This is a genomic window from Streptomyces sp. B1866, assembly GCF_031932565.1.
Taxonomy (GTDB): Bacteria; Actinomycetota; Actinomycetes; order Streptomycetales; family Streptomycetaceae; genus Streptomyces.
In genome coordinates this window covers 1-18942 of sequence record NZ_JAVSCF010000036.1, presented here as the reverse complement: position 1 = coordinate 18942, position 18942 = coordinate 1, and the positions used below count along the sequence as shown (strand labels likewise).

Sequence of the window (18942 nt, the reverse complement as noted above, 5' to 3'; positions counted from 1 at the left end):
GTGGGTGCGGCGCGGGGGCGCGGTCGCCCCCTTGACCCCTGCGCCGCGCCCACCGGTTTTTCGCGTACGGGCGGAAGCCGCGCGGCGGTGCCGTACGGCGCTCTCAGCCGACCCGCGCCGCGCGCACGGCCTCGTCGGCGAAGGCCACGGCCGCCTTGGCGGCGCCCTCCCTGCCCAGCACCGGGCCGTTGCCGTTGACCCCGTCGATGATCAGGGCGATCCGGTCGGCCAGCGCGTCGGGGTCGCGGGCGCCCGCGCGGACGGCCAGCTCGCGCAGGTCGGCGTGGCGCTCGGTGTAGTGCCCGACGATGAGCCGGTGCGCGGGGTGGTCCCGGTCGGGGAACTCCGCGAACGCGTTGCGCAGCACGCAGCCCCGGAAACCCTCCTGCGTCGTCTCGTGCGCGACGTGGGCGACCACGGCCCGGATGTGCTCGGCCGGGTCGGCTCCGGCGGGCGGGGCGGTGAGCGCCAGGATGCGCCGCCAGTCCTCGCAGCAGCGCTCCAGGAAGGCCAGGACCAGCTCGTCCTTGCTGCCGAACTCGCGGTAGAGCAGGTTCTTCCCGCACGAGCACTCGTCGATGATCTGCTGGAGCCCCACGGCGTGCACGCCGTGGTGGGCGAACAGCCGCGTGGCGGTCTCCAGCATGCGCTCCCGCGCCTGCGGATCGGGCTTCCGGGGCATCGCGCACCTCCTGCCTGCCCGCCGCGCCGGCCGTCCCGGGCCGTGCGGCGGCCTTCTCCCGGCCGTGCACCGGCCGTGCACCGGCCGTGCACCGGCCGTGCACCGGCCGTGCACCGGCCGTGCACCGGCCGTGCACCGGCCGTCGCGCCCAGCGTAGCGGACTGATCGGTCCACTCCGCAATAACCCGGTTGACAGGCGCCCCCACCTCGGCACAGGATGCGGACTGATCGGTCCGGGACCGATCGGTCCGATATTGCCGCGCCCCTCCCCTGCCACCAGAACGGGAACCACCTGTGGGCAACCCCCAGACCACCGCTCAGACCACCGCCACCGACCCCCTCGATCCCGCCGGCCCGGCCGGCCAGGGCGTCACAACCATCGGTAACGCCCCCCGGTCCGCCACCGATACCCGCCCCGGCGACGGCACCGTCCTGCACACGCTCAGCGGTCGCGCCTGGGGCATGCTCTTCGTGCTGTGCGGCGCGCTGTTCCTCGACGCCCTCGACGCGTCCATGAAGAGCGTCGCGCTGCCGTCCATCGGCTCCGACCTCGCCATGTCCACCAGCTCGCTCCAGTGGGTGATCAGCGGCTACGTGCTCGGCTTCGGCGGCTTCCTGCTGCTGGGCGGACGCGCCGCCGACCTGCTGGGCAGACGCCGGGTGTTCCTCATCGCGCTCGGCACGTTCCTGCTGACCTCGGCCCTGGGCGGCATCGCCCCGAACGGCGAGTTCCTCATCGCCGCCCGCTTCGTCACCGGCGTCAGCGCGGCCTTCACCGCACCGGCCGGCCTGTCGATCATCACGACGAGCTTCGCCGAGGGCCCGGCCCGCAACAAGGCCCTGACCATCTACACCGCCACCGGCGCCTCCGGCTTCTCGCTCGGCCTGGTCGTCGGCGGCCTGTTCACCGAGCTGTCCTGGCGCTGGGTGTTCTTCGCGCCCACGCTGGTCGCCGCCGCCACCCTGCTCGGCGCCCTGTGGCTGGTGCCGGACTCCGGCCGCCCGGCCGGGCCCCGCGCGGGCTTCGACCTGGCCGGCGCGGTCAGCGCCACCGCCGCCATGCTGCTGCTGGTCTACACCGTCATCCAGGCGCCCGAGGCCGGCTGGGGCTCGGCCCGCACGCTCGGCTCGCTGGCCGGCGTGCTGGTGCTGCTCGCCGCCTTCACCGCCGTCGAACGCCGCTCCCCCGCGCCCCTGGTGCGGCTCGGCCTGCTGACCTCCGGCCCCGTCGTGCGCGCCAACATCGGCGCCATGGCCCTGCTCGGCAGCTGGATGGGCACCCTGTTCGTGCTCACCCTCTACATGCAGGACGTGCGCGACTGGTCGGCCCTGGCCACCGGCCTCGCCGTGTGCCCGACCGGCGTCGTCGTCGCGCTGCTCGCGCCGCGCATCGTCGCCCCGCTCGTCGGCCGGTTCGGCGCCCCGCGCGTGATCCTCGCCGGCCTGGCCTCGGCCGCCCTGGCGTACGCCGCGCTGCTGCCGCTGGACGCCGACTCCTCCTACTGGGGCGGCATGTTCCCGGCGTTCGTCCTGGTCGGCCTCGCCTTCACCTTCTCGTACGGGCCGCTGAACATCGTGGCCACCAACGGCATCGCCGCGCAGGAGCAGGGCGTGGCCAGCGGCCTGGTCAACACCTCCTTCCAGTTCGGCGCCGCGCTGGTGCTCGCCGTCGTCACCGCCGTCCAGCAGGCGCACACCGGATCCGGCGGCTCGCCGCAGGACCTGATGGACGGGCTGCACGCGGCCCTGTGGGTGCCGCTGATCGTCTCGGCCGTCGGCATCGCCGTGACCGCGCTCGGCCTGCGCCGCCCGCGCCGGGCCGCCTGACCCCCTTCCCCGCTACGGAACTCCTGGAGCCCCGTCATGGATCTGCACCTCGCAGGCAGGACCGCCGTCGTCACCGGAGGCAGCAAGGGCATCGGCCTGGCCACCGTCCGCCTGCTGCTGGCGGAGGGCGCGCGGGTCGTCGCCGCCTCCCGCCGCGAGACCCCGGAGCTGAAGGAGACCGGCGCCACGCACGTCGCCGTGGACCTCAGCACGGCCGACGGCGCCCGGCAGCTCGCCGACACGGCCCTCGCCGAACTCGGCGGCGTGGACGTGCTGGTGAACAACGTCGGCATCGGCGACACCGAGGACCTGGCCCGCGGCTCGCTGCACAACCTGCTCGAACTGTCCGACGACGCCTGGCGGCACACCTTCGACCTGCACTTCTACAGCGCCCTGTGGGTCAGCCGGGCCCTGCTGCCCAGCCTCGCCGAGCGCGGCGGCACGGTCGTGAACGTCTCCTCCGTCGCCGCCCGGCTGGTCGGCGGCGGCCCCGCCGACTACGCCGTCTCCAAGGCCGCGCTGAGCGCGCTGACGAAGGTGATCGCCGAGCAGTTCGGCGGGCAGGGCGTGCGGGCCGTCACCGTCTCGCCCGGCCCGGTGTCCACGGGCGTGTTCACCGACCCGGACGGTTTCATCGCCACGCTGGCACGGCAGCAGGGCGTCACGCTGGAGGAGTTCACCCAGCAGATGCTCACCGGGTTCCAGGTCACCACGGGCCGGGTCAGCACGCCCGAGGAGGTGGCCCGGCTGATCGCGTTCGCCGCCTCGCCGAACAACATCACCGGCACGGAGTTCATCATCGACGGCGGCCTGGTCAAGACCGTCTGACGCCTNAACAACATCACCGGCACGGAGTTCATCATCGACGGCGGCCTGGTCAAGACCGTCTGACGCCTCGTCCGGCGGGCCGCCGCACGCGGCCGCGCGCAGCCCTCACCGCTGCGCGCGGCCGCGTCAGACGCGGCCGGCGGGCGTCAGACGCGGTCGACGAGGTCCGCGATCGAGTCCACCACCGTGGACGGCCGGAACGGGTAGCGCTCGATCTCCTCCGGCCCGGTCAGCCCGGTGAGCACCAGGAACGTCTCCATCCCGGCCTCCAGCCCCGCGAGCACGTCCGTGTCCATCCGGTCGCCGATCATGGCGCTGGTCTCGGAGTGCGCGCCGATCGCGTTCAGCCCGGCGCGCATCATCAGCGGGTTCGGCTTGCCGACGAAGTACGGCGCGCGGCCGGTGGCCTTGGTGATCAGGGCGGCCACGGACCCGGTCGCGGGCAGCGCGCCCTCCGCCGACGGGCCCGTCTCGTCGGGGTTGGTGGCGATGAACCGCGCCCCGTCGTTGATGAGCCGGATCGCCTTCGTCAGGGCCTCGAAGCTGTACGTCCGGGTCTCGCCCAGCACCACGTAGTCCGGCTCGTGGTCGGTCAGCACGTACCCGATGTCGTGCAGCGCCGTGGTCAGGCCCGCCTCCCCGATCACGTACGCCGTGCCGCCCGGCCGCTGGTCCGCCAGGAACCGGGCGGTGGCCAGCGCGGAGGTCCAGATGTTCGGCACCGGGACGTCGAGGCCGATCCGGGACAGCCGGGCGTGCAGGTCGCGCGGGGTGTAGATGGAGTTGTTGGTCAGCACGAGGAACGGCTTGCCGGACTCGCGCAGCCGCTTGACGAAGGCGTCCGCGCCCGGCACCGGGATGCCCTCGTGCACCAGCACCCCGTCCATGTCCGTGAGCCAGGACTCGATCGGCTTGCGCTCCGCCATCGCGGGACTCCCCTCCGTAACTCCCTGCGCCCGGTCCGCGACCACCAGCGTAATCACCCGGCGCGACAGACCCGCCCGCGTGACCGATCCTGGAGTCGGGCCGCCTCGCGCGCCCGGCGCGCGCCGGCCCGGCCGTCCTGACCGTCCCCACCCGAGGAGGCCGTCATGGGGCTCATGGACAAGCTCAAGGACGCGATGCACAAGGCGGGCAAGAACCCGGACAAGACCCGGCGCGCCACCCACAAGGGCGCCGACACCGCCGACGACCGGACCGGCGGGCGGTACAGGGACGAGATCCGGACCAGCCGCGACGCGATGGACCAGCGGTTCGGGGAGGAGGGCGAGCCGCCGGGCCGCGGCGGCGCGTAACGCCGGCCGTCGCGGGCCGCCCGTACGCCTGCCCGTACGGGCGGTGCGGGCGGTCACGGCACGGCTCGCGTACGCCCGCCACCACGCGGAACGCCGACCGCACGCCCGCGCGGGGCGGCACCGTACCGGCGTACGGGCCTCGTCGGCGGCCGGGCGCACGCCGCCCCGACCCCCGCGCCGCACGCCGGCACGCCGTTTGCCACAGTAGGGCCGCATGAACGGCATCACCGGCAGCACTCCCCTGCGCGTCGGCCTCATCGGCTACGGCATCGCGGGCTCCGTCTTCCACGCCCCGCTGATCGCGGCCGCCGACGGCCTCGTCCTCGACACCGTCGTCACCTCAAGCCCCGAGCGGCAGGCGAAGGCCCGCGCCGAGCACCCCGGCGCGCGCGTCGCGGACGCCGCGGACGAGCTGTGGAGCCGCGCCGACGCCCTCGACCTGGTCGTCGTCGCGTCGCCCAACCGCACGCACGTGCCGCTCGCCCGCGCCGCCCTGGAGTCCGGGCTGCCGGTCGTGGTCGACAAGCCGCTGGCCGGGACCGCCGCCGAGGCCGAGGACCTGGCCGCGCTCGCCGAGAGCCGCGGCCTGCTGCTGAGCGTCTTCCACAACCGCCGCTGGGACAGCGACTTCCGTACGGTGCGGCAGCTGATCGCCGACGACGCGCTCGGCGAGGTGCGGCGCTTCGAGTCCCGCTACGAGCGGTGGCGGCCCCGGCTCAAGGGCGGCTGGCGCGAGTCGGGCGACCCGGCCGAGGTGGGCGGGCTGCTGTACGACCTGGGCAGCCACCTGGTGGACCAGGCGCTCACCCTCTTCGGCCCGGTCACGTCCGTGTACGCGGAGGCCGACGCGCGCCGGCCCGGCGCGCAGGCCGACGACGACTCGTTCGTCGCGCTCCGCCACGCCTGCGGCGTCCGCTCCCACCTGTGGACGAGCGCGACGGCCGCCCAGCTCGGCCCCCGCTTCCGGGTGATCGGCAGCCGGGCGGGCTACGTCAAGTACGGGCTCGACCCGCAGGAGGCCGACCTGCGCGAGGGCCTGCGGCCCGGCGGCGCGCGGCCGCCGGAGCCGGGCGCCGCGGAGTGGGGCGTGGAGCCGGAGAGCGCGTGGGGCCGGCTGGGCGCGGGCGAGTCGCCGCGCACGGGCGGCGGCGAACCGGTGCCGAGCCTGCCGGGCGACTACCCGGCGTACTACGCGGCCGTCGCCACCGCCCTGCGCCTGGGCGGCCCGCCTCCGGTCACGGCGGCCGAGGCGGCGGCGACCCTGCGGGTCCTGGAGGCGGCCCGGCGGTCGGCGGCGGAGGGGCGCACGGTCTCGCTGGGTTAGGGCGTGGCGAGCCGGGGGCGGACCACTCGACCGCTGTCACGCCCCCAGCGCGTGCGCTATCGCGTAGATGCCCAGGCCCGCCAGCGCGCCCACCACCGTGCCGTTCACCCGGATGAACTGGAGGTCCCGGCCGATGTGCGCCTCGATCTTGCGCGAGGTGTGCTCGGCGTCCCAGCTCGCCACCGTGTCGGTGATCAGCGCCGTGACCTCCGCGCGGTAGGTCGTCACCACGTACACCGCCGCGCCCTCCACCCAGCCGTCGGCCTTCTCCCGCAGCCGCCCGTCGGCCGCCGCCAGGCGGTGGCCCAGGGACAGGATCGCCGCGCGGGCCCGGCGGCGCAGCTCGCTGCCGTCGTCCTCCGCCGCCGCGACGAGCATGGCCCGTACGGCCCCCCACGCGGAGCCGATGAGGTCCTGCACCTCGCCGCGCCCCAGCGTCTCCGCCTTCAGCCGCTCGACCCGCGCGCGGGTGTCCGTGTCGGACTGGAGGTCGCCCGCGAAGTCCGCCAGGAACCGGTCGAGGGCGCCGCGCGCCGGGTGCTCCGGCATGTCGCGGATCTCGCGGACGAACCGCAGCAGCTCCCGGTAGACCCGCTCGCCGACCCGGCGGTCCACGAACCGGGGCGTCCAGCCGGGCGCGCCGGTCTCCACCGCGTCCACGACCGAGGCGCCGTGCGTGAGCAGCCAGTCGTGGGCGCGCGCGCAGACCACGTCCACGGCCTTGCGGTGGCCGCCCTCGGCGACGATCCGCTCCAGCAGCTTGCCGAGGCCGGGCGCGATCTCCTGGGCGTTCGCCCGGCGGGTGACGGCCTCGCCGACCACCGCCCGCACGTCCGCGTCCCGCAGCACGGCCAGCGCGCCGCGCAGCGCCGCCGCCAGCTCGGCCGTCACCCGGTCGGCGTGCTCGGGCCGCGCGAGCCACGCGCCGAGCCGGCCGCTGATGCCGATCGCGCGCAGCCGCTGCCGTACGACGTCGCCGTGCAGGAAGTTCTCGCCGACGAACTCGCCGAGGCTCACCCCGAGCTGGTCCTTCTTGGTGGGGATGATCGCGGTGTGCGGGATGGGCAGGCCCAGCGGGCGCCGGAACAGCGCGGTCACCGCGAACCAGTCGGCCAGCGCGCCCACCATGCCCGCCTCGGCCGCCGCCGCCACGTACCCGGCCCACGGGCCCGCGCCCGCCGTCTCCGCCCACGTGGCCAGCGCGAAGACGACCGCGACGGTCGCCAGCAGCCCGGCCGCGAACGCCTTCATGCGGCGCACGCCGCGCCGCTTCTCCGCGTCCGCGGGGGTGTCCGCCGCCAGCGGCGCGAGCGGCCCGGGGCGGCGTGCGCCCCCGTCCGCCGTCCGGCCGGCGTCCGCCCGCTCACCGCCCTGTTCGCGCATCGCCCGTCCCGTCTCGTGTCCCGTCCGCGGCTCGCCCGCCGCCGTCCGCCGCGGCGGCCGCGTCCCGTGCATTGTCGCTCCCGCCGTCGCCGCGCCGCCTCAGGGGCCCCCGGCGCCTTCGAGAGCCCGCAGAGGGAACGTACGGCGGGTTCCCGTCGTCCGACCGGAGGAGCCGGTTCCCCCCTTGGACCGGCTCACGCGGCGGTCCCGTGCTCACCGTGGGAGCATGAGGCCCGACCGGCCCGCGCCGCCACTCACGGCCCGCAGGGCCCGGTCACCCCCTCCCGCCGCGCCGGTTACGCTCCGGCGCGCCGCCGTGCCACCCCCCAGGAGCCCGCAGGGCTCCGGCCGTCCCGCCCGAGGAGGCCCCCGCCGATGAGCGTGCCCGCGATGCCCCGCCGCGCGGCCTACGCCGTGCTCGCCGCGCTGGTGGCCGTCGTCCTCCTCGTGTCCACCGCCATCTACCTGGCCGTCGCCGACGAGGACGACGACGGCGGGTACGAACCGCCGGGCCGGGCCGTCCCCGCCTACCCGGCCGGCTGGGTGGGCACCTGGTCGGCGCCGGCCGTGGGCGCCGAGCCCGGCCTGCCGCGCGACCCGGGCGGCGTGTCGGTGCGCAACGTGGTGCACACCAGCGTCGGCGGCAGCCGGGCCCGTATCGAGGTGTCGAACCTCTACGGCACCGCGCCGCTGCCGGTCACGCACGCCACGGTCGCGCTGGCCGCCGTGCCCAGCGGTCCGGCCGCCGTGCCGGGCACCATGCGCCGCCTGACCTTCGGCGGCCGCCCGGCGGTGACCGTGCCGCCGGGCGGGTGGGCCCTCAGCGACCCGGTGGGCCTGGGCGTGCCGGCCGCCGCCGACCTGCTGGTGACCACCTACTCCCCGGCCGCGGCCGGCCCGGTCACCTTCCACCCGCACGCGCGTGAGCTGTCCTACCTGGCGCGCGGCGACCGCGCCGGGGACACCGCCGGGACCGCGTACACCGAGGGCACCACCCACTGGCGCTACCTGACCGCCGTGGACGTGTGGACCCGGGAGGCGCCCGGCGCGGTGGTGGTCATCGGCGACTCGATCACCGACGGTGTCACCTCCACCCCGCGCACCAACCGCCGCTGGACCGACTACCTCGCCCGGCGGCTGCGCACCGCGCCGGGCGCGCCCCGCCTGGGCGTGCTCAACCAGGGCATCAGCGGCAACCGCGTGCTGGCCGACGGCGGCCCGGGCCCCCGCTCCGCCAACCCCAGCGGCCTGTCCCGCTTCGACCGCGACGTGCTGTCGCGTACGGGCGTCAGGGCCGTCGTCGTGGCGCTGGGCGTCAACGACATCCTGCGCACCCCGCACCAGACCGACCCGTCCCGGATCGTCGCGGGCCTCGCCCAGCTCACCGCGCGGGCGCACGCGCGGGGCCTGCGCGTGGTGGGCGCCACGCTGACGCCCTTCCACGGGCACCGCGGCTTCACGCCCCGGCTGAACGCCGTGCGCGAGCAGGTGAACGAGTTGATCCGCGCGGGCGGCGTCTTCGACGCGGTGGTGGACTTCGACCAGGCCCTGCGCGACCCGGCCCTGCCGCTGCGGCTGTACCCGGCGTACGACTCGGGCGACCACCTCCACCCCGGCGACCGCGGCTACGCGGCGATGGCCCGAGCCCTGGACCTGGGCCTGCTGGGCGCCGCGGCGGCCGTACGGTAGCGGCGGCCGGGCGGGTGCGGTCGGCGGGCCCGGACGCCGACGGCGGGCCGCCTCAGACCGCCGTACTGCCGACCATGAGGATCTTGACGGCGATCGTCGCGCCCTGGATCTCGTAGGTGGCGCGGTAGATCCCGACGCGCAGCCGCCGGATGCCAGTGGACCCGAGCTTGGTGCTTTCGGGCGGCTCCGGGTTCTTCGCCAGATCGTTGACGGCCTTCGTCAGAGGCCTGACCGCCTTCTCCCCGTCCCGCTGCCGGAGCCGCCGCAGCCCTTCCGTGGCGGCGCGGTCCCAGACGATCGTGTACCTCACCGGGCGTCGGCCGTGCCGGAAACGGCGACCAGGACCTCCGCATCGGCCGCGGACGCCGTGGGGCCGCCGCTCAGCGAGATGCGCAGCGACACGGCCAGATCGGCGAAGTCCAGTGCCTCTTCCTTCGCCGTCCGGTCCCCGGCCGTGTCCACCAGTGCCTGGGTCCACCAGTGGTCGAGGAAGACCTCGAAGGCGACGCCGTCGGACAGCGCGGCCAGCTCGGCGTCGAAGGCCGCCTGGCGCTCCGCGCTCAACGCCGCACGGACGCTGTCCACCCGCCGGGGCAGCTCCGCCCTCCGGAATCCGGTGTCCTCTCGTGCCTGCCGTAGAGCCCTGGACCAGACGTCTGACACGCGTTCTCCTCGTGAGCCCCGGATGAGCCTCGGACACCGTCGCCCCGGACCCGGAAGGCCCGCGCAGCGGCGGCGTCACACAGCGTGTCACGCCGACGCCGGAACCGGTATCCCGCCCGCCGCGCGGCGAGCGCCTAGCGGCGCCGCTGGGCCTTCAGCTCCCGCCGCTCCGCCCGCACCCGCTTGCGGTCCTCGCGGGTCCGCCTGCGCTCCGTGCTCACCCCGCCCCAGAAGGCGAAGCCCGAGATCACCACGGTCGGCGCGCCCGGCGCGCCCGCGCCCGCCGCGCTCTGGTCGAAGCCGCCCATGATGCCGGTGCCGGTGATCCGCACCTCCAGCTCCGGGGGCACGATGACCGACAGGCCGCCCATGACGGCGACGCAGCGGATCACCACCTCGCGGTCCTCGAACCGCGCCTCGCGCAGGTCGATCTCGCCGCCGCCCCAGAAGGCGGTGGCCTTGAACCGCCGGGGCACCGTCCACGGGCCCTTGCGCTGGAAGCCGGCCAGGAAGGCGAGCGCGCTGCCGGAGGTCGGCGGGCCGCCGATCCGGCCGGCCCAGGCGGTGTCGGCCGCGCCGGACACGGTGGCGGCCGGTACGGGCAGGTCGCGCAGCAGCGCTTCGAGGTCGGCGTGCGTACGGGCCTGGTAGGCGGCGTCCAGCCGCTGCTCGAACTCGGGCATGTCCAGCCGCCCTTCGGCGGCGGCCTGCCGCAGGGCCTCGGCAACCCGCTCGCGCTCGGCGTCGGAGGCCCGCAGGGCCGGGGCGGAGGGCTCCGGGGTCGTCCCCGGAGAGGGTGCGGCGTTCGTCATGCGCGGAGCCTATCGACTTGTTGTCAGCGAGCGTCAGGGGGCGGAGCCACCCGCGTACATGGCGGCGATCACATCCTCGATGTCCGGCTCCCGCACCGACAGGTCCACCAGCGGGTACCCGGCCGCCACCGCCGCGACCAGCGGCGCGGCGCTGCTCGTCGCCGGAAAGGCGAGCCACTGCCGGGGCCCGTCCACCCGCACCGTACGCGCGCCCGGCACCTCGATCGGCGGCAGCTCCCGCTCCAGGTCGACCACGAGCGTGCGCTCGCCGTCCCCCACCGCGTGCAGCCCCTCCAGCGGCCCGTCGTACATCAGCCGCCCGTGGTCGATGACCATCACCCGGCGGCACAGCTGCTCGATGTCGGTGAGGTCGTGCGTGGTCAGCAGCACGGTCGTGCCGCGCTCGGCGTTGAGGTCGCGCAGGAAGGCGCGCACCTTCGCCTTGCTGATCACGTCCAGGCCGATGGTGGGCTCGTCCAGGTAGAGCACGTCGGGGTCGTGCAGCAGGGCGGCGGCGATGTCACCGCGCATCCGCTGGCCGAGCGAGAGCTGCCGTACGGGCACGGGCAGCAGCTTCGCCAGCTCCAGCAGCTCGACGCAGCGGTCCAGGTTCTCCCGGTAACGGCTCTCCGGAATCCGGTACATGCGCCGCACCAGCGCGTACGAGTCGCGCAGCGGCAGGTCCCACCACAGGGTCGTACGCTGCCCGAACACCACCCCGATCCGCCGCGCCAGCCGGGTCCGCTCCCGGGACGGGTCGAGCCCGGCCACCCGCAGCCGCCCGCCGCTGGGCACGAGGATGCCGGTGAGCATCTTGATGGTGGTGGACTTGCCCGCGCCGTTGGGTCCGATGTAACCGACCATCTCGCCGCGCGGCACCCGGAAGCTGATCCCGTCCACGGCCCGCACCTCGGCGCGCTCGCGGCGCAGCAGCCCGGCCCTGCGCCGCACCTGGAAGACCTTCTCCACCCCGTCGACCTCGATGAACCGGTCCGCGTCCCCGATGGATTCCGCCGCGTCCGCCGCCGCGTCCATGCCGCTCCCTTCCCGTCGCCCGTCCCGCCGCCCGCCCCGGGACCTCTGGTCGCACGCCTGCGGCCCTTGGACATCATCCCCCACCGGTTCCGGGCTGCCCGGTCTCAGCGGCGGTCCGCCGGGATGGCCTGCTCGGTCCAGATGCACTTGCCGGTGGCGGTGTAGCGGGTGCCCCAGCTCCGGGCCATGGCGGCCACCAGTTGCAGGCCCCGTCCGCCCTCGTCGGTCACCGAGGCGTGCCGGATGTGCGGGGTGGTCAGGGAGCCGTCGGCGACCTCGCAGATCAGGGTGCGGCTGTGCAGCAGGCGCAGCCTGATCGGGCCGCGGGCGTGCCGGATGACGTTGCCGACCAGCTCGCTGGCGATCAGCTCCGTCGTCATCTCCAGGTCCTCGCCCAGGTGCCAGGCGTCGAGCTGGTCGCGGACGTACTTGCGGGCCTGGGAGGCCGCGATCGGGTCCTCCGGCAGCTCCCAGACGGCGATGTCCTCCGGGGCCAGGGCCCGGGTACGGGCGACCAGCAGCGCGGTGTCGTCCGCGGCCGGGCGGTCGGCGGGCAGCAGGGCGGCGGTGACCCTGTCGCACAGCCGCTCCGGGTCGCTCGCCCGGTCGGCGCCGACCGGCCCGCCGCCGAGGCCGTCGCCGTCGCGCAGGGCCGTGGCCAGGGTCTGGGCCAGCCGCCCCATCCCGTCGTCGATGTCCCGACCCGGCTCCTCCACCAGCCCGTCCGTGTACAGGACCAGCACACTGCCCTCAGGCAGCCGGACCTCCTCGGTGCCGAACGGCGGGGCGGCCACCCCCAGCGGCGGGTCCGGCTCCAGCGAGGGGAAGGTGACGGTGCCGTCCGGCAGGGCCACGGCGGGCGGCAGGTGGCCGGCGTCGGCGTAGGCGAAGACCTGGGTCGTCGGGTCGTACACCCCGTACAGGCAGGTGGTGAACGCCTCCTCGCCCAGCTCCGCGACCACGTCGTTGACGTGCGCCAGCACCTCGTCGGGCGGCAGCTCCAGGTCGGACAGCGTGCGCACCGCCGTGCGCAGCCGCCCCATGGTGGCCGCCTCCGGAATTCCGTGGCCCATCACGTCCCCGATCACCAGCGCCACCCGGTCGGCCGACAGCGGGATCACGTCGTACCAGTCCCCGCCCACGTCCGCGCCCTGCCCGGCGGGCAGGTACCGGGCGGCGGCGGTCAGCGCGGCCGACGACGGCAGGGCGCGGGGCAGCAGGGCGCGCTGGAGGTCCCGGGCGCGGGTGGCCGCCGCGTCGTACAGGCCGGCCCGCTCCAGGGCCTGCGCGACCAGGCCGCTCAGCGCGGTCAGCAGCGTCCGCTCGTCCTCGCCGAAGTGGTGCGGCCCGTCGTAGGAGACGACGCACACGCCGATCGGACGGCCGGACACGACCAGCGGGAGGGCCGCGCCGGCCTGCTTCCCGTCGGCGTCCGCCACGTCGTCCCGCTGCGGGTGCCGGGACAGGAACTCGGCCGCCGACTCGGTGAACTCCGGTGTGCGGGAGCGCATCGCGCCGCCGGTGACCGAGGAGAACAGCGGCATGCCGTGGACCCGTTCGGCGAAGTCCCGGGAGTAGCCGACCGAGCCCACCAGGTGCAGCCGCTCCCGCTCAAGACGCATCACGAGCAGCCCGCTCGCGCCGAACGCGGGCAGCACGCTGCCCGCCACCGCGTCCACCACGTCCCGCGCGGTGACGGCCTCGGCCAGCGCCCGTGTCAGCCCCGCCATCAGCGCCGCCCGCTGCGCGGCGGCCCGCTCCGCCGCCTGCCGCTCGGCCTCCCGCCGGTGCCGCTCCGTGACGTCCGCGACGTACACCGTCAGCCCGTCGGGTATGGGCACCAGGCGCAGGTGGTACCACTGGCCGTCCTCCCGGCCGGGCACCTCGAACACCACCGGTTCCCCCTCGGCCACAGCCCGGCGGCACCCCTCGCGGACACCCGGCGCCCCCCGTAGCACCGGCGCCTCCCACAGCGGACGGGCCACCAGCTCCCGCGACGGGCCCAGCAGCCGCTCCGCCGCCGCGTTCACGAACGCGATCCGCCCGTCGCCGGTCACGGACAGGAACCCGTCGCTCATGTGCAGCAGGGCGCGCCCCACCGACTCCAGGGCGTCGTGCGTGCGGGTGGTGTCCTGGGTCGTGCCCTCCACCCGGACCGGCGTCCCGTGCTCGTCGGTGACGACATGGCCGTGGTCGCGCACCCAGCCGTAGGTCCCGTCCCTGCGCCGTAGCCGGAACTCCAGGTCCAGGACGCCGCGCGTGCGGACCGCCCGGCTGGTCTCGGCCACCACCCAGGGCAGGTCGTCCGGGTGCACCAGGGCGTCCCAGGACGCCATGTCGATGTGGAACTCCGCCGATACGGGGCGGGACGGCGTGCCCTGCGACCGGTCGATGGCCACCTCCCCCGTACGCAGGTCCCACGTCCAGTTCCCGACCAGCACCGCCTCGGGCCCCCGGTCCGGTTCCCCCTCCGGCTCCCGGCGTGGGGCGTCGGCCGCGGCCCGCGCGTCCTGCCCCGAGAGCAGGCCGGGGGACACGCCCTCCGGGCCGCGCGGGGTCAGCCGCAGCCGCCCGCCGGCCCATCGGGCCACGTCCTCGAAGAACGCCCGCTGCCCGGGTCCGGGCGCATGGGCCGCCGGGACCACCACGGACAGGGCGCCCACCGGCCCGTCCTCTCCGTCCAGCGGCACCGCCGCCATTCCGTACCCCTCCGGCGCCGCGGCGGGGCCGACGGGGCCGGGCGGACGGCCGTGGAACCGCGTGGGGACCCCGGCTTCGGGCACGTAGGCGTACCCGCCGCGCTGGACGGACAGCGCGGGAGCCACCGGGCCGCGCTCGGAGATGCGGTCCCAGGCCCGGGTGAAGGGGTGGGCCGTCCCGGCGCTCACCACCAGCACCATCTCCCGCTTGGAGATCCGCTCACGCATGTGCGCCATGCCGCTGAGCCCGCCCAACTCGGCCGTGGCGTGCAGCAGGGCGTGCAGCAGCATCTCCCGGTCGCTCAGCTCCTCCGGCAGGCCGGCGAGCAGCCGCAGCCGCTCGGCCCGCACGGCCGACACGGCCGGCTCCGGCGGGTCGGGCCGACCCTCGTCGCGTGGGGCACCCATGGCGGTCCCTCACCATCCCAGAAGCTGCGATGTCCGGCACATCCGGCATGCTCCGTCCCGAATGTCCATCCTCTCACCGTCCCCGGGGACCGGCGGCTCACCGCCCTCCGCGGTCGGCGGCGAGCGCGGCCAGCTCCCGCCGCACCGCCTCCTCGTGCCGCGCCACGTCCTCCCGGGCCCGCTTCGGGCTCCACCGCCCGCTCATCAGGAAGACGCACGGCACGAACGCCGCCTGCCCGCCCAGGCACACCCACCACCAGGTCTGCCACTGCCCGGGGACCTCCGCCTGCGCCCGGTCAACCCTGGGACCGTACGTCCGCAGCACGGCCAGGTCCGGCCGCGCCTTCCGTACGGTCGCGAGACCGGCGGGCCCCACCTCCCGGCGGGCCCGCGCGGCCAGTGCCGGGGGCACCGCCCCGGGCGGGTACCGGTCCAGCTCCGCGAAGAGCCGCGGGTGCGCCCGGATGACGTCCAGCGCGGGCGCCGCCTTCTGCCGCGCGGCCGCCACCTGCGGGCCGTGCTCCAGCAGCGGGGTGGCCGACGAGACGACCAGCGGCAGGGCCGCGGTGGAGGCCGCCAGCGTGAGGCGGAAGATCCAGCCCCAGACGGCGAGCCCCGCGGCCGCCCCGGCCGGATTGCGCTCCTCGACGGTCTCGGTGAACCCCGCCATCCACGGCGCGAAAGCGAGCTCCGCGAACAGGGCGCTGACGGCCAGCAGCAGGACGAAGGTGTAGTAGCCGGTGGTCGGCTCGGTGGCCCGCAGCGCGAACATCGCGGTCAGCACCATCAGGCCCGCCGCCCCGACGATCATGAAGGGCTTGCGCACCAGGAAGCGGTCGGACAGCAGGCCGGCCACCAGCAGAGCGATCGCGTCCGCCGCCCAGAACCAGTTCATCAGCGCGTTGGTGCGCTGCTCGCTGTAGCCGAAGACGGTCCCGAAGTAGACGACGGCGTTGCCCACCACCGCGAAGTACAGCAAGCTGAACAGGGAGACGCCCACGGCCGGAACCACCACGGGCGGCCCCGTCACCTGCCGCCACTCGCCGCGCCGGACCGCCTCCGGATCCAGCCCCCTGGCGCGCGCCTCGACCAGCGCCCGGTCCCGCAGGGTCACCATGATCTGATCGCGCAGCCGCGGCGACAGCTCACGCAGCGCCACCACGACGACCAGGAAGACCGCGAACCCGGCGGCACCGGCCAGGCGCAGCTCGTCCTGCCAGCCGAGGCGTTCGAGGGTGCTGCTGACGACCAGGGCCACGGTCAGGCCGCCGATGTCCGTGGCGATGCCCCAGAACGCCAGCGCGGTGGCCCGGCCGAGCCGCGGCGAGAAGTCCCGGACCAGAGCGGGAGCCGCCACCAGCACCAGCCCCTCGATGAAGGACACCAGCGCCGACAGCACCAGGAAGACCTGCTTGCTCCCGGCGTTCGGCAACCCGAAGAAGGTCGTCACACTGGCCGCCAGCAGCCCGTAGACCACCAGGTTCGCCCGCCCCCAGCGGTCGGCCAGCCCGGCCAGCAGCGAGGAGAAGGCCCCCGCCAGGCTGCTGATCACCGTCACCCACAGGAAATAGGTGAACGTCATGCCGAAGTGCCGGATGATCGAGGCGGCCACCGCGAACTGGACGAACAGCATGTAGTACATGACCACGGTGGTGGCCACGACGACGGCCAGGTAGGCCAGCCGGTGCCCGGTCGGCGGGTAGCGGTCGAGGTCCCGGCGGTAGAGCCGGGAGAGACAGCCGGGCGGCATGGACGGCGAGGGCATACGACTCCCTCCTGCCCCGCGGGCGCGGCGAGCACGGCCGCACGGGCCCAGAGCGGACGCCGCTCTGCGCCGCCGGGCCTCTCGTCTCCCGCGACCCGGCCGGGCCGTGCTTCCTGTCCTCCACGCTAGGGCGCCGGGCCGACGCCCGCACCCGCGCGGCGGCGCGTCGCCGCGGCGACGACCGCTCCCCCGCCCGGGGCGCACCGCAACGCCGACCACGGAAGGGGGCCAGACCTGGCCGCGCCCTGACGCACCGGCCCCGGGGTGCCGACGGAAGGGGGCGGGTCGCCGGTTCGTCGAACCGGCACCCCGCCCCGTCCTCGCCTGCCGCCGTCCGTCAGTCATCCGACCGGAACACGATGTCCTCGACCGCGCTCCGGCTCAGGTTCCAGTACGTCACCTTGGGGTGCGGACCGACGTTGGCGCCGCCCTCGGGCGCGCGGACGTCGAGCGCGGCCACGTCCCGGTTGCTGCCGGGCGCCCGGTCCTGGTAGCCGATGCCGAACTGCTCGACCGCGTTGCCGGTCGGCTCGCCCGCGCGGAAGAGGTGCACACCGGCGTACGCCTTCTGGTGCGGCCTGATCGTGGCGACCGCCTGCGGCCTGGGCCCGAACGACGGGATGGGCTGGTCCGCGTCGCGGAAGTAGATGTACGGGTAGTGGTGGAGCGTGCACGGCTTGCCGGTGACGTTGGTGGCCGTGATCAGCATGTTCTGGCCCGAGTCCTGCCGCCAGTACGACGTGCTGATGGAGAGGTCCTGGTCCGCGCAGGCGGCGGTGGCGACGGTGCCGGTGCGGCTCGCGCTCGGGGCGGCGCCGGGAGCGGCGGGCGCGGTCGCGGTAGGGGCGGTGGAGCCGCTCGCCGTGGCGGTGGGGGCGGCGGTGGCAGGCTCGGACGCGGGCGTGGAAGCGGACGCGGAGGCGGTGGGCGTGGCCGTGGCTGTGGCGGACGAGCCGGTGGCGTTCGCGCCGTCGTCCTTGCCGCTCGCGTCGCAGGCAGTGGCGGACAGGACCGCGACGGCGGCCACGGCCCCCAGGGCGCAGGTCTTCCACGTCGTGCGGGCAGGGCGCATGGTGATCCCCCGTAGTCGTGTTGGGAAGAAAAGGATTTGCCAGCCACAGGATTATGTCCGGCCCGGGCCGCCAATTCATCTCACCCGCGCGCTTGTTGCGAACCAGGGACACAACGGCGACACCGAAAACCCCGGTACGGACCGTCGCACCCGGGGCCGACCCGAAAGGCTGCCGCCGTCCGGCAGCACGCGACCGGCGAAATCCGCATACGTGCCGCAGGACGGAGTTCGACCGGGACCGCGGCAGGGAGCGACAGGCCCCTCCGGCCCGCCCACCCCAGCGGCGACAGGGCCCGAAAGGGGCTCTGACCAGCGCATGAGCCCGCACCGAGCCGCCACAACCCTCTGCCCTCGGCCCGTTGTGCGGCCTGTCCCGCAGGCGTCATTTCATCCTGCACGGCCTTCATGGAATACCGCGAAAGTTTCAGTGACGGCGACGCCTACTGCGAAAGTTTCACGCAAGCTCAACTGCGCACCGGATGGCGCCCGGCACGGGGACCGCTAATTTCCAGGAAAGGTCGTTACCGGAAAAACGGGAAAGACGGGGGCAAGATCCATGCGGAACACGTTGAAGCGGAAAACCCTGCGGCGCAGAATCGGTGGCGCCGTGGTCCTTTCGTCCGTGGTGGCCATGACGGGCGCGGCGGTCCCCGTGGCACTCGGCAGCCCGGCGGCCGCCGCGACCACCGCCACGGCGCCGACCGCCACCTCCGCGCAGGCGGCCAGCGGCCGCAGCTACACCTACCTGGAGTTCAAGAAGGGCTCCAACCCGCTCAACTCGCGCCTGCGCTTCATCTACGTCCAGGTCATCAACCCGGACAAGGTGCGCACCTGGGTGATCGACAGCTGGCGCGCGGGCTCCGGCAACGGCAGCAAGGACACCTGCGCCACCGGGCGCGGCTGGCTGCCCAACGGCACGTACAAGATCCGCCAGTACTACCCGCACCACAACGGCGGCCCGCGCGGCGTGAACGGCATCGCCTGGGACATCGGCAACCACAAGTGCCACAGCGGCAAGTGGCGCACCGAGCTGTTCATCCACAGCAAGATGCGCCCGGACGGCAGGCAGGGCACCGGCCCCTACCGCTGGACGGGCAGCTACGCCTCCAACGGCTGCATCAAGCTGAGCCCGCACGACATCCGCGAACTCCAGGACCTGCGGTCCAACTACCCGCACCCGAGCAAGCTGTACGTCAGCTGAACCACGGCGGCCGGGACGCCCAGCCGGAGCGACGGGAGGCCGGACCACCACACGGCGGTCCGGCCTCCCCGCTTCTGCCCCGGGGACGCGACGCCGTGGCGACGCCAGGGCCAGGCCGAGACGGTCGCGGCACGCGTCAAAGGGGGCCATGAGGGCGAGGGCGGGCGAGGGTCGGAAGGAAATGCCCAGGTGAGTCCTACGATGGGCCGGTGACCGAGACGCTGCCAGCGGGGGGTGTGTCAAGTTAACGGCTGATCTT

General features: G+C 75.0%; 16 protein-coding genes. 6 read left to right on the top strand and 10 right to left on the bottom strand.

Annotated elements, in window-relative coordinates:
- Nucleotides 1–103: 103 nt before the first annotated feature.
- Nucleotides 104–682, bottom strand: coding sequence for a TetR/AcrR family transcriptional regulator (locus tag RKE29_RS08175; protein ID WP_312004407.1), 579 nt, complete (start codon nucleotides 680–682; stop codon nucleotides 104–106).
- 294 nt (nucleotides 683–976) lie between these two features.
- Here RKE29_RS08175 and RKE29_RS08170 point away from each other — a divergent pair, with 294 nt between their 5' ends.
- On the top strand, nucleotides 977–2509 hold the full coding sequence (locus RKE29_RS08170; RefSeq protein WP_312004406.1) for an MFS transporter: 1533 nt from the start codon (nucleotides 977–979) through the stop codon (nucleotides 2507–2509).
- A gap of 36 nt (nucleotides 2510–2545) precedes the next feature.
- A complete protein-coding gene (locus tag RKE29_RS08165; RefSeq protein WP_312004405.1) occupies nucleotides 2546–3337 on the top strand; it encodes an SDR family oxidoreductase in 792 nt (263 codons plus the stop codon).
- 146 nt (nucleotides 3338–3483) lie between these two features.
- On the opposite strand, the gene RKE29_RS08160 is transcribed toward RKE29_RS08165, so the two are convergent.
- Nucleotides 3484–4263 (bottom strand): HAD-IIA family hydrolase, encoded by a 780-nt coding sequence (locus tag RKE29_RS08160; RefSeq protein WP_312004404.1) that lies wholly within the window; start codon nucleotides 4261–4263, stop codon nucleotides 3484–3486.
- A 165-nt stretch (nucleotides 4264–4428) separates the two neighbouring features.
- On the opposite strand from RKE29_RS08160, the gene RKE29_RS08155 reads away from it, so the two are divergent.
- Both RKE29_RS08155 and RKE29_RS08150 read left to right on the top strand, forming a co-directional pair.
- Nucleotides 4429–4632: an antitoxin gene (locus tag RKE29_RS08155; RefSeq protein ID WP_312004403.1), complete on the top strand. Its 204-nt coding sequence runs from the start codon at nucleotides 4429–4431 to the stop codon at nucleotides 4630–4632.
- Between the two features lie 214 nt (nucleotides 4633–4846).
- Nucleotides 4847–5956: a Gfo/Idh/MocA family oxidoreductase gene (locus tag RKE29_RS08150; RefSeq protein WP_312004402.1), complete on the top strand. Its 1110-nt coding sequence runs from the start codon at nucleotides 4847–4849 to the stop codon at nucleotides 5954–5956.
- 36 nt (nucleotides 5957–5992) lie between these two features.
- Here RKE29_RS08150 and RKE29_RS08145 read toward each other — a convergent pair whose 3' ends face one another.
- On the bottom strand, nucleotides 5993–7339 hold the full coding sequence (locus RKE29_RS08145; protein WP_312004401.1) for a DUF445 domain-containing protein: 1347 nt from the start codon (nucleotides 7337–7339) through the stop codon (nucleotides 5993–5995).
- Nucleotides 7340–7729: 390 nt separating this feature from the next.
- Between RKE29_RS08145 and RKE29_RS08140 the strand changes: the two genes are divergently transcribed.
- Entirely contained in the window at nucleotides 7730–9028 is a 1299-nt protein-coding gene (locus RKE29_RS08140) for an SGNH/GDSL hydrolase family protein (RefSeq protein WP_312004422.1), read from the top strand.
- A gap of 52 nt (nucleotides 9029–9080) precedes the next feature.
- Here RKE29_RS08140 and RKE29_RS08135 read toward each other — a convergent pair whose 3' ends face one another.
- From RKE29_RS08135 to RKE29_RS08105, 7 genes are all read right to left on the bottom strand, one after another.
- Nucleotides 9081–9338, bottom strand: a complete 258-nt coding sequence (locus tag RKE29_RS08135; RefSeq protein WP_312004400.1) for a type II toxin-antitoxin system RelE/ParE family toxin — start codon at nucleotides 9336–9338, stop codon at nucleotides 9081–9083.
- Nucleotides 9335–9691: a hypothetical protein gene (locus RKE29_RS08130; protein ID WP_312004399.1), complete on the bottom strand. Its 357-nt coding sequence runs from the start codon at nucleotides 9689–9691 to the stop codon at nucleotides 9335–9337. Before RKE29_RS08130 ends, RKE29_RS08135 begins: the two co-directional genes overlap by 4 nt.
- Before the next feature lie 134 nt (nucleotides 9692–9825).
- Nucleotides 9826–10503: a DUF1707 domain-containing protein gene (locus tag RKE29_RS08125; protein WP_312004398.1), complete on the bottom strand. Its 678-nt coding sequence runs from the start codon at nucleotides 10501–10503 to the stop codon at nucleotides 9826–9828.
- A 33-nt stretch (nucleotides 10504–10536) separates the two neighbouring features.
- A complete protein-coding gene (locus tag RKE29_RS08120; RefSeq protein ID WP_312004397.1) occupies nucleotides 10537–11538 on the bottom strand; it encodes an ABC transporter ATP-binding protein in 1002 nt (333 codons plus the stop codon).
- Between the two features lie 104 nt (nucleotides 11539–11642).
- Nucleotides 11643–14645, bottom strand: a complete 3003-nt coding sequence (locus RKE29_RS08115) for a SpoIIE family protein phosphatase (RefSeq protein WP_312004396.1) — start codon at nucleotides 14643–14645, stop codon at nucleotides 11643–11645.
- A 97-nt stretch (nucleotides 14646–14742) separates the two neighbouring features.
- Nucleotides 14743–16410 (bottom strand): MFS transporter, encoded by a 1668-nt coding sequence (locus tag RKE29_RS08110; protein WP_312004395.1) that lies wholly within the window; start codon nucleotides 16408–16410, stop codon nucleotides 14743–14745.
- Between the two features lie 337 nt (nucleotides 16411–16747).
- On the bottom strand, nucleotides 16748–17482 hold the full coding sequence (locus tag RKE29_RS08105; protein WP_312004394.1) for a DUF4232 domain-containing protein: 735 nt from the start codon (nucleotides 17480–17482) through the stop codon (nucleotides 16748–16750).
- Between the two features lie 607 nt (nucleotides 17483–18089).
- Here RKE29_RS08105 and RKE29_RS08100 point away from each other — a divergent pair.
- Nucleotides 18090–18683: a L,D-transpeptidase gene (locus RKE29_RS08100; protein WP_312004393.1), complete on the top strand. Its 594-nt coding sequence runs from the start codon at nucleotides 18090–18092 to the stop codon at nucleotides 18681–18683.
- Nucleotides 18684–18942: the final 259 nt, after the last annotated feature.

What these genes read in the sequence shown, in the direction of transcription:
- RKE29_RS08175 (WP_312004407.1), bottom strand. Translation starts at nt 682, where the DNA reads ATGCCCCGGAAGCCCGATCCGCAGGCGCGGGAGCGCATGCTGGAGACC.
- RKE29_RS08165 (WP_312004405.1), top strand. Translation starts at nt 2,546, where the DNA reads ATGGATCTGCACCTCGCAGGCAGGACCGCCGTCGTCACCGGAGGCAGC.
- RKE29_RS08160 (WP_312004404.1), bottom strand. Translation starts at nt 4,263, where the DNA reads ATGGCGGAGCGCAAGCCGATCGAGTCCTGGCTCACGGACATGGACGGG.
- RKE29_RS08155 (WP_312004403.1), top strand. Translation starts at nt 4,429, where the DNA reads ATGGGGCTCATGGACAAGCTCAAGGACGCGATGCACAAGGCGGGCAAG.
- RKE29_RS08150 (WP_312004402.1), top strand. Translation starts at nt 4,847, where the DNA reads ATGAACGGCATCACCGGCAGCACTCCCCTGCGCGTCGGCCTCATCGGC.
- RKE29_RS08145 (WP_312004401.1), bottom strand. Translation starts at nt 7,339, where the DNA reads ATGCGCGAACAGGGCGGTGAGCGGGCGGACGCCGGCCGGACGGCGGAC.
- RKE29_RS08140 (WP_312004422.1), top strand. Translation starts at nt 7,730, where the DNA reads ATGCCCCGCCGCGCGGCCTACGCCGTGCTCGCCGCGCTGGTGGCCGTC.
- RKE29_RS08125 (WP_312004398.1), bottom strand. Translation starts at nt 10,503, where the DNA reads ATGACGAACGCCGCACCCTCTCCGGGGACGACCCCGGAGCCCTCCGCC.
- RKE29_RS08120 (WP_312004397.1), bottom strand. Translation starts at nt 11,538, where the DNA reads ATGGACGCGGCGGCGGACGCGGCGGAATCCATCGGGGACGCGGACCGG.
- RKE29_RS08115 (WP_312004396.1), bottom strand. Translation starts at nt 14,645, where the DNA reads ATGGGTGCCCCACGCGACGAGGGTCGGCCCGACCCGCCGGAGCCGGCC.
- RKE29_RS08110 (WP_312004395.1), bottom strand. Translation starts at nt 16,410, where the DNA reads ATGCCCTCGCCGTCCATGCCGCCCGGCTGTCTCTCCCGGCTCTACCGC.
- RKE29_RS08105 (WP_312004394.1), bottom strand. Translation starts at nt 17,482, where the DNA reads ATGCGCCCTGCCCGCACGACGTGGAAGACCTGCGCCCTGGGGGCCGTG.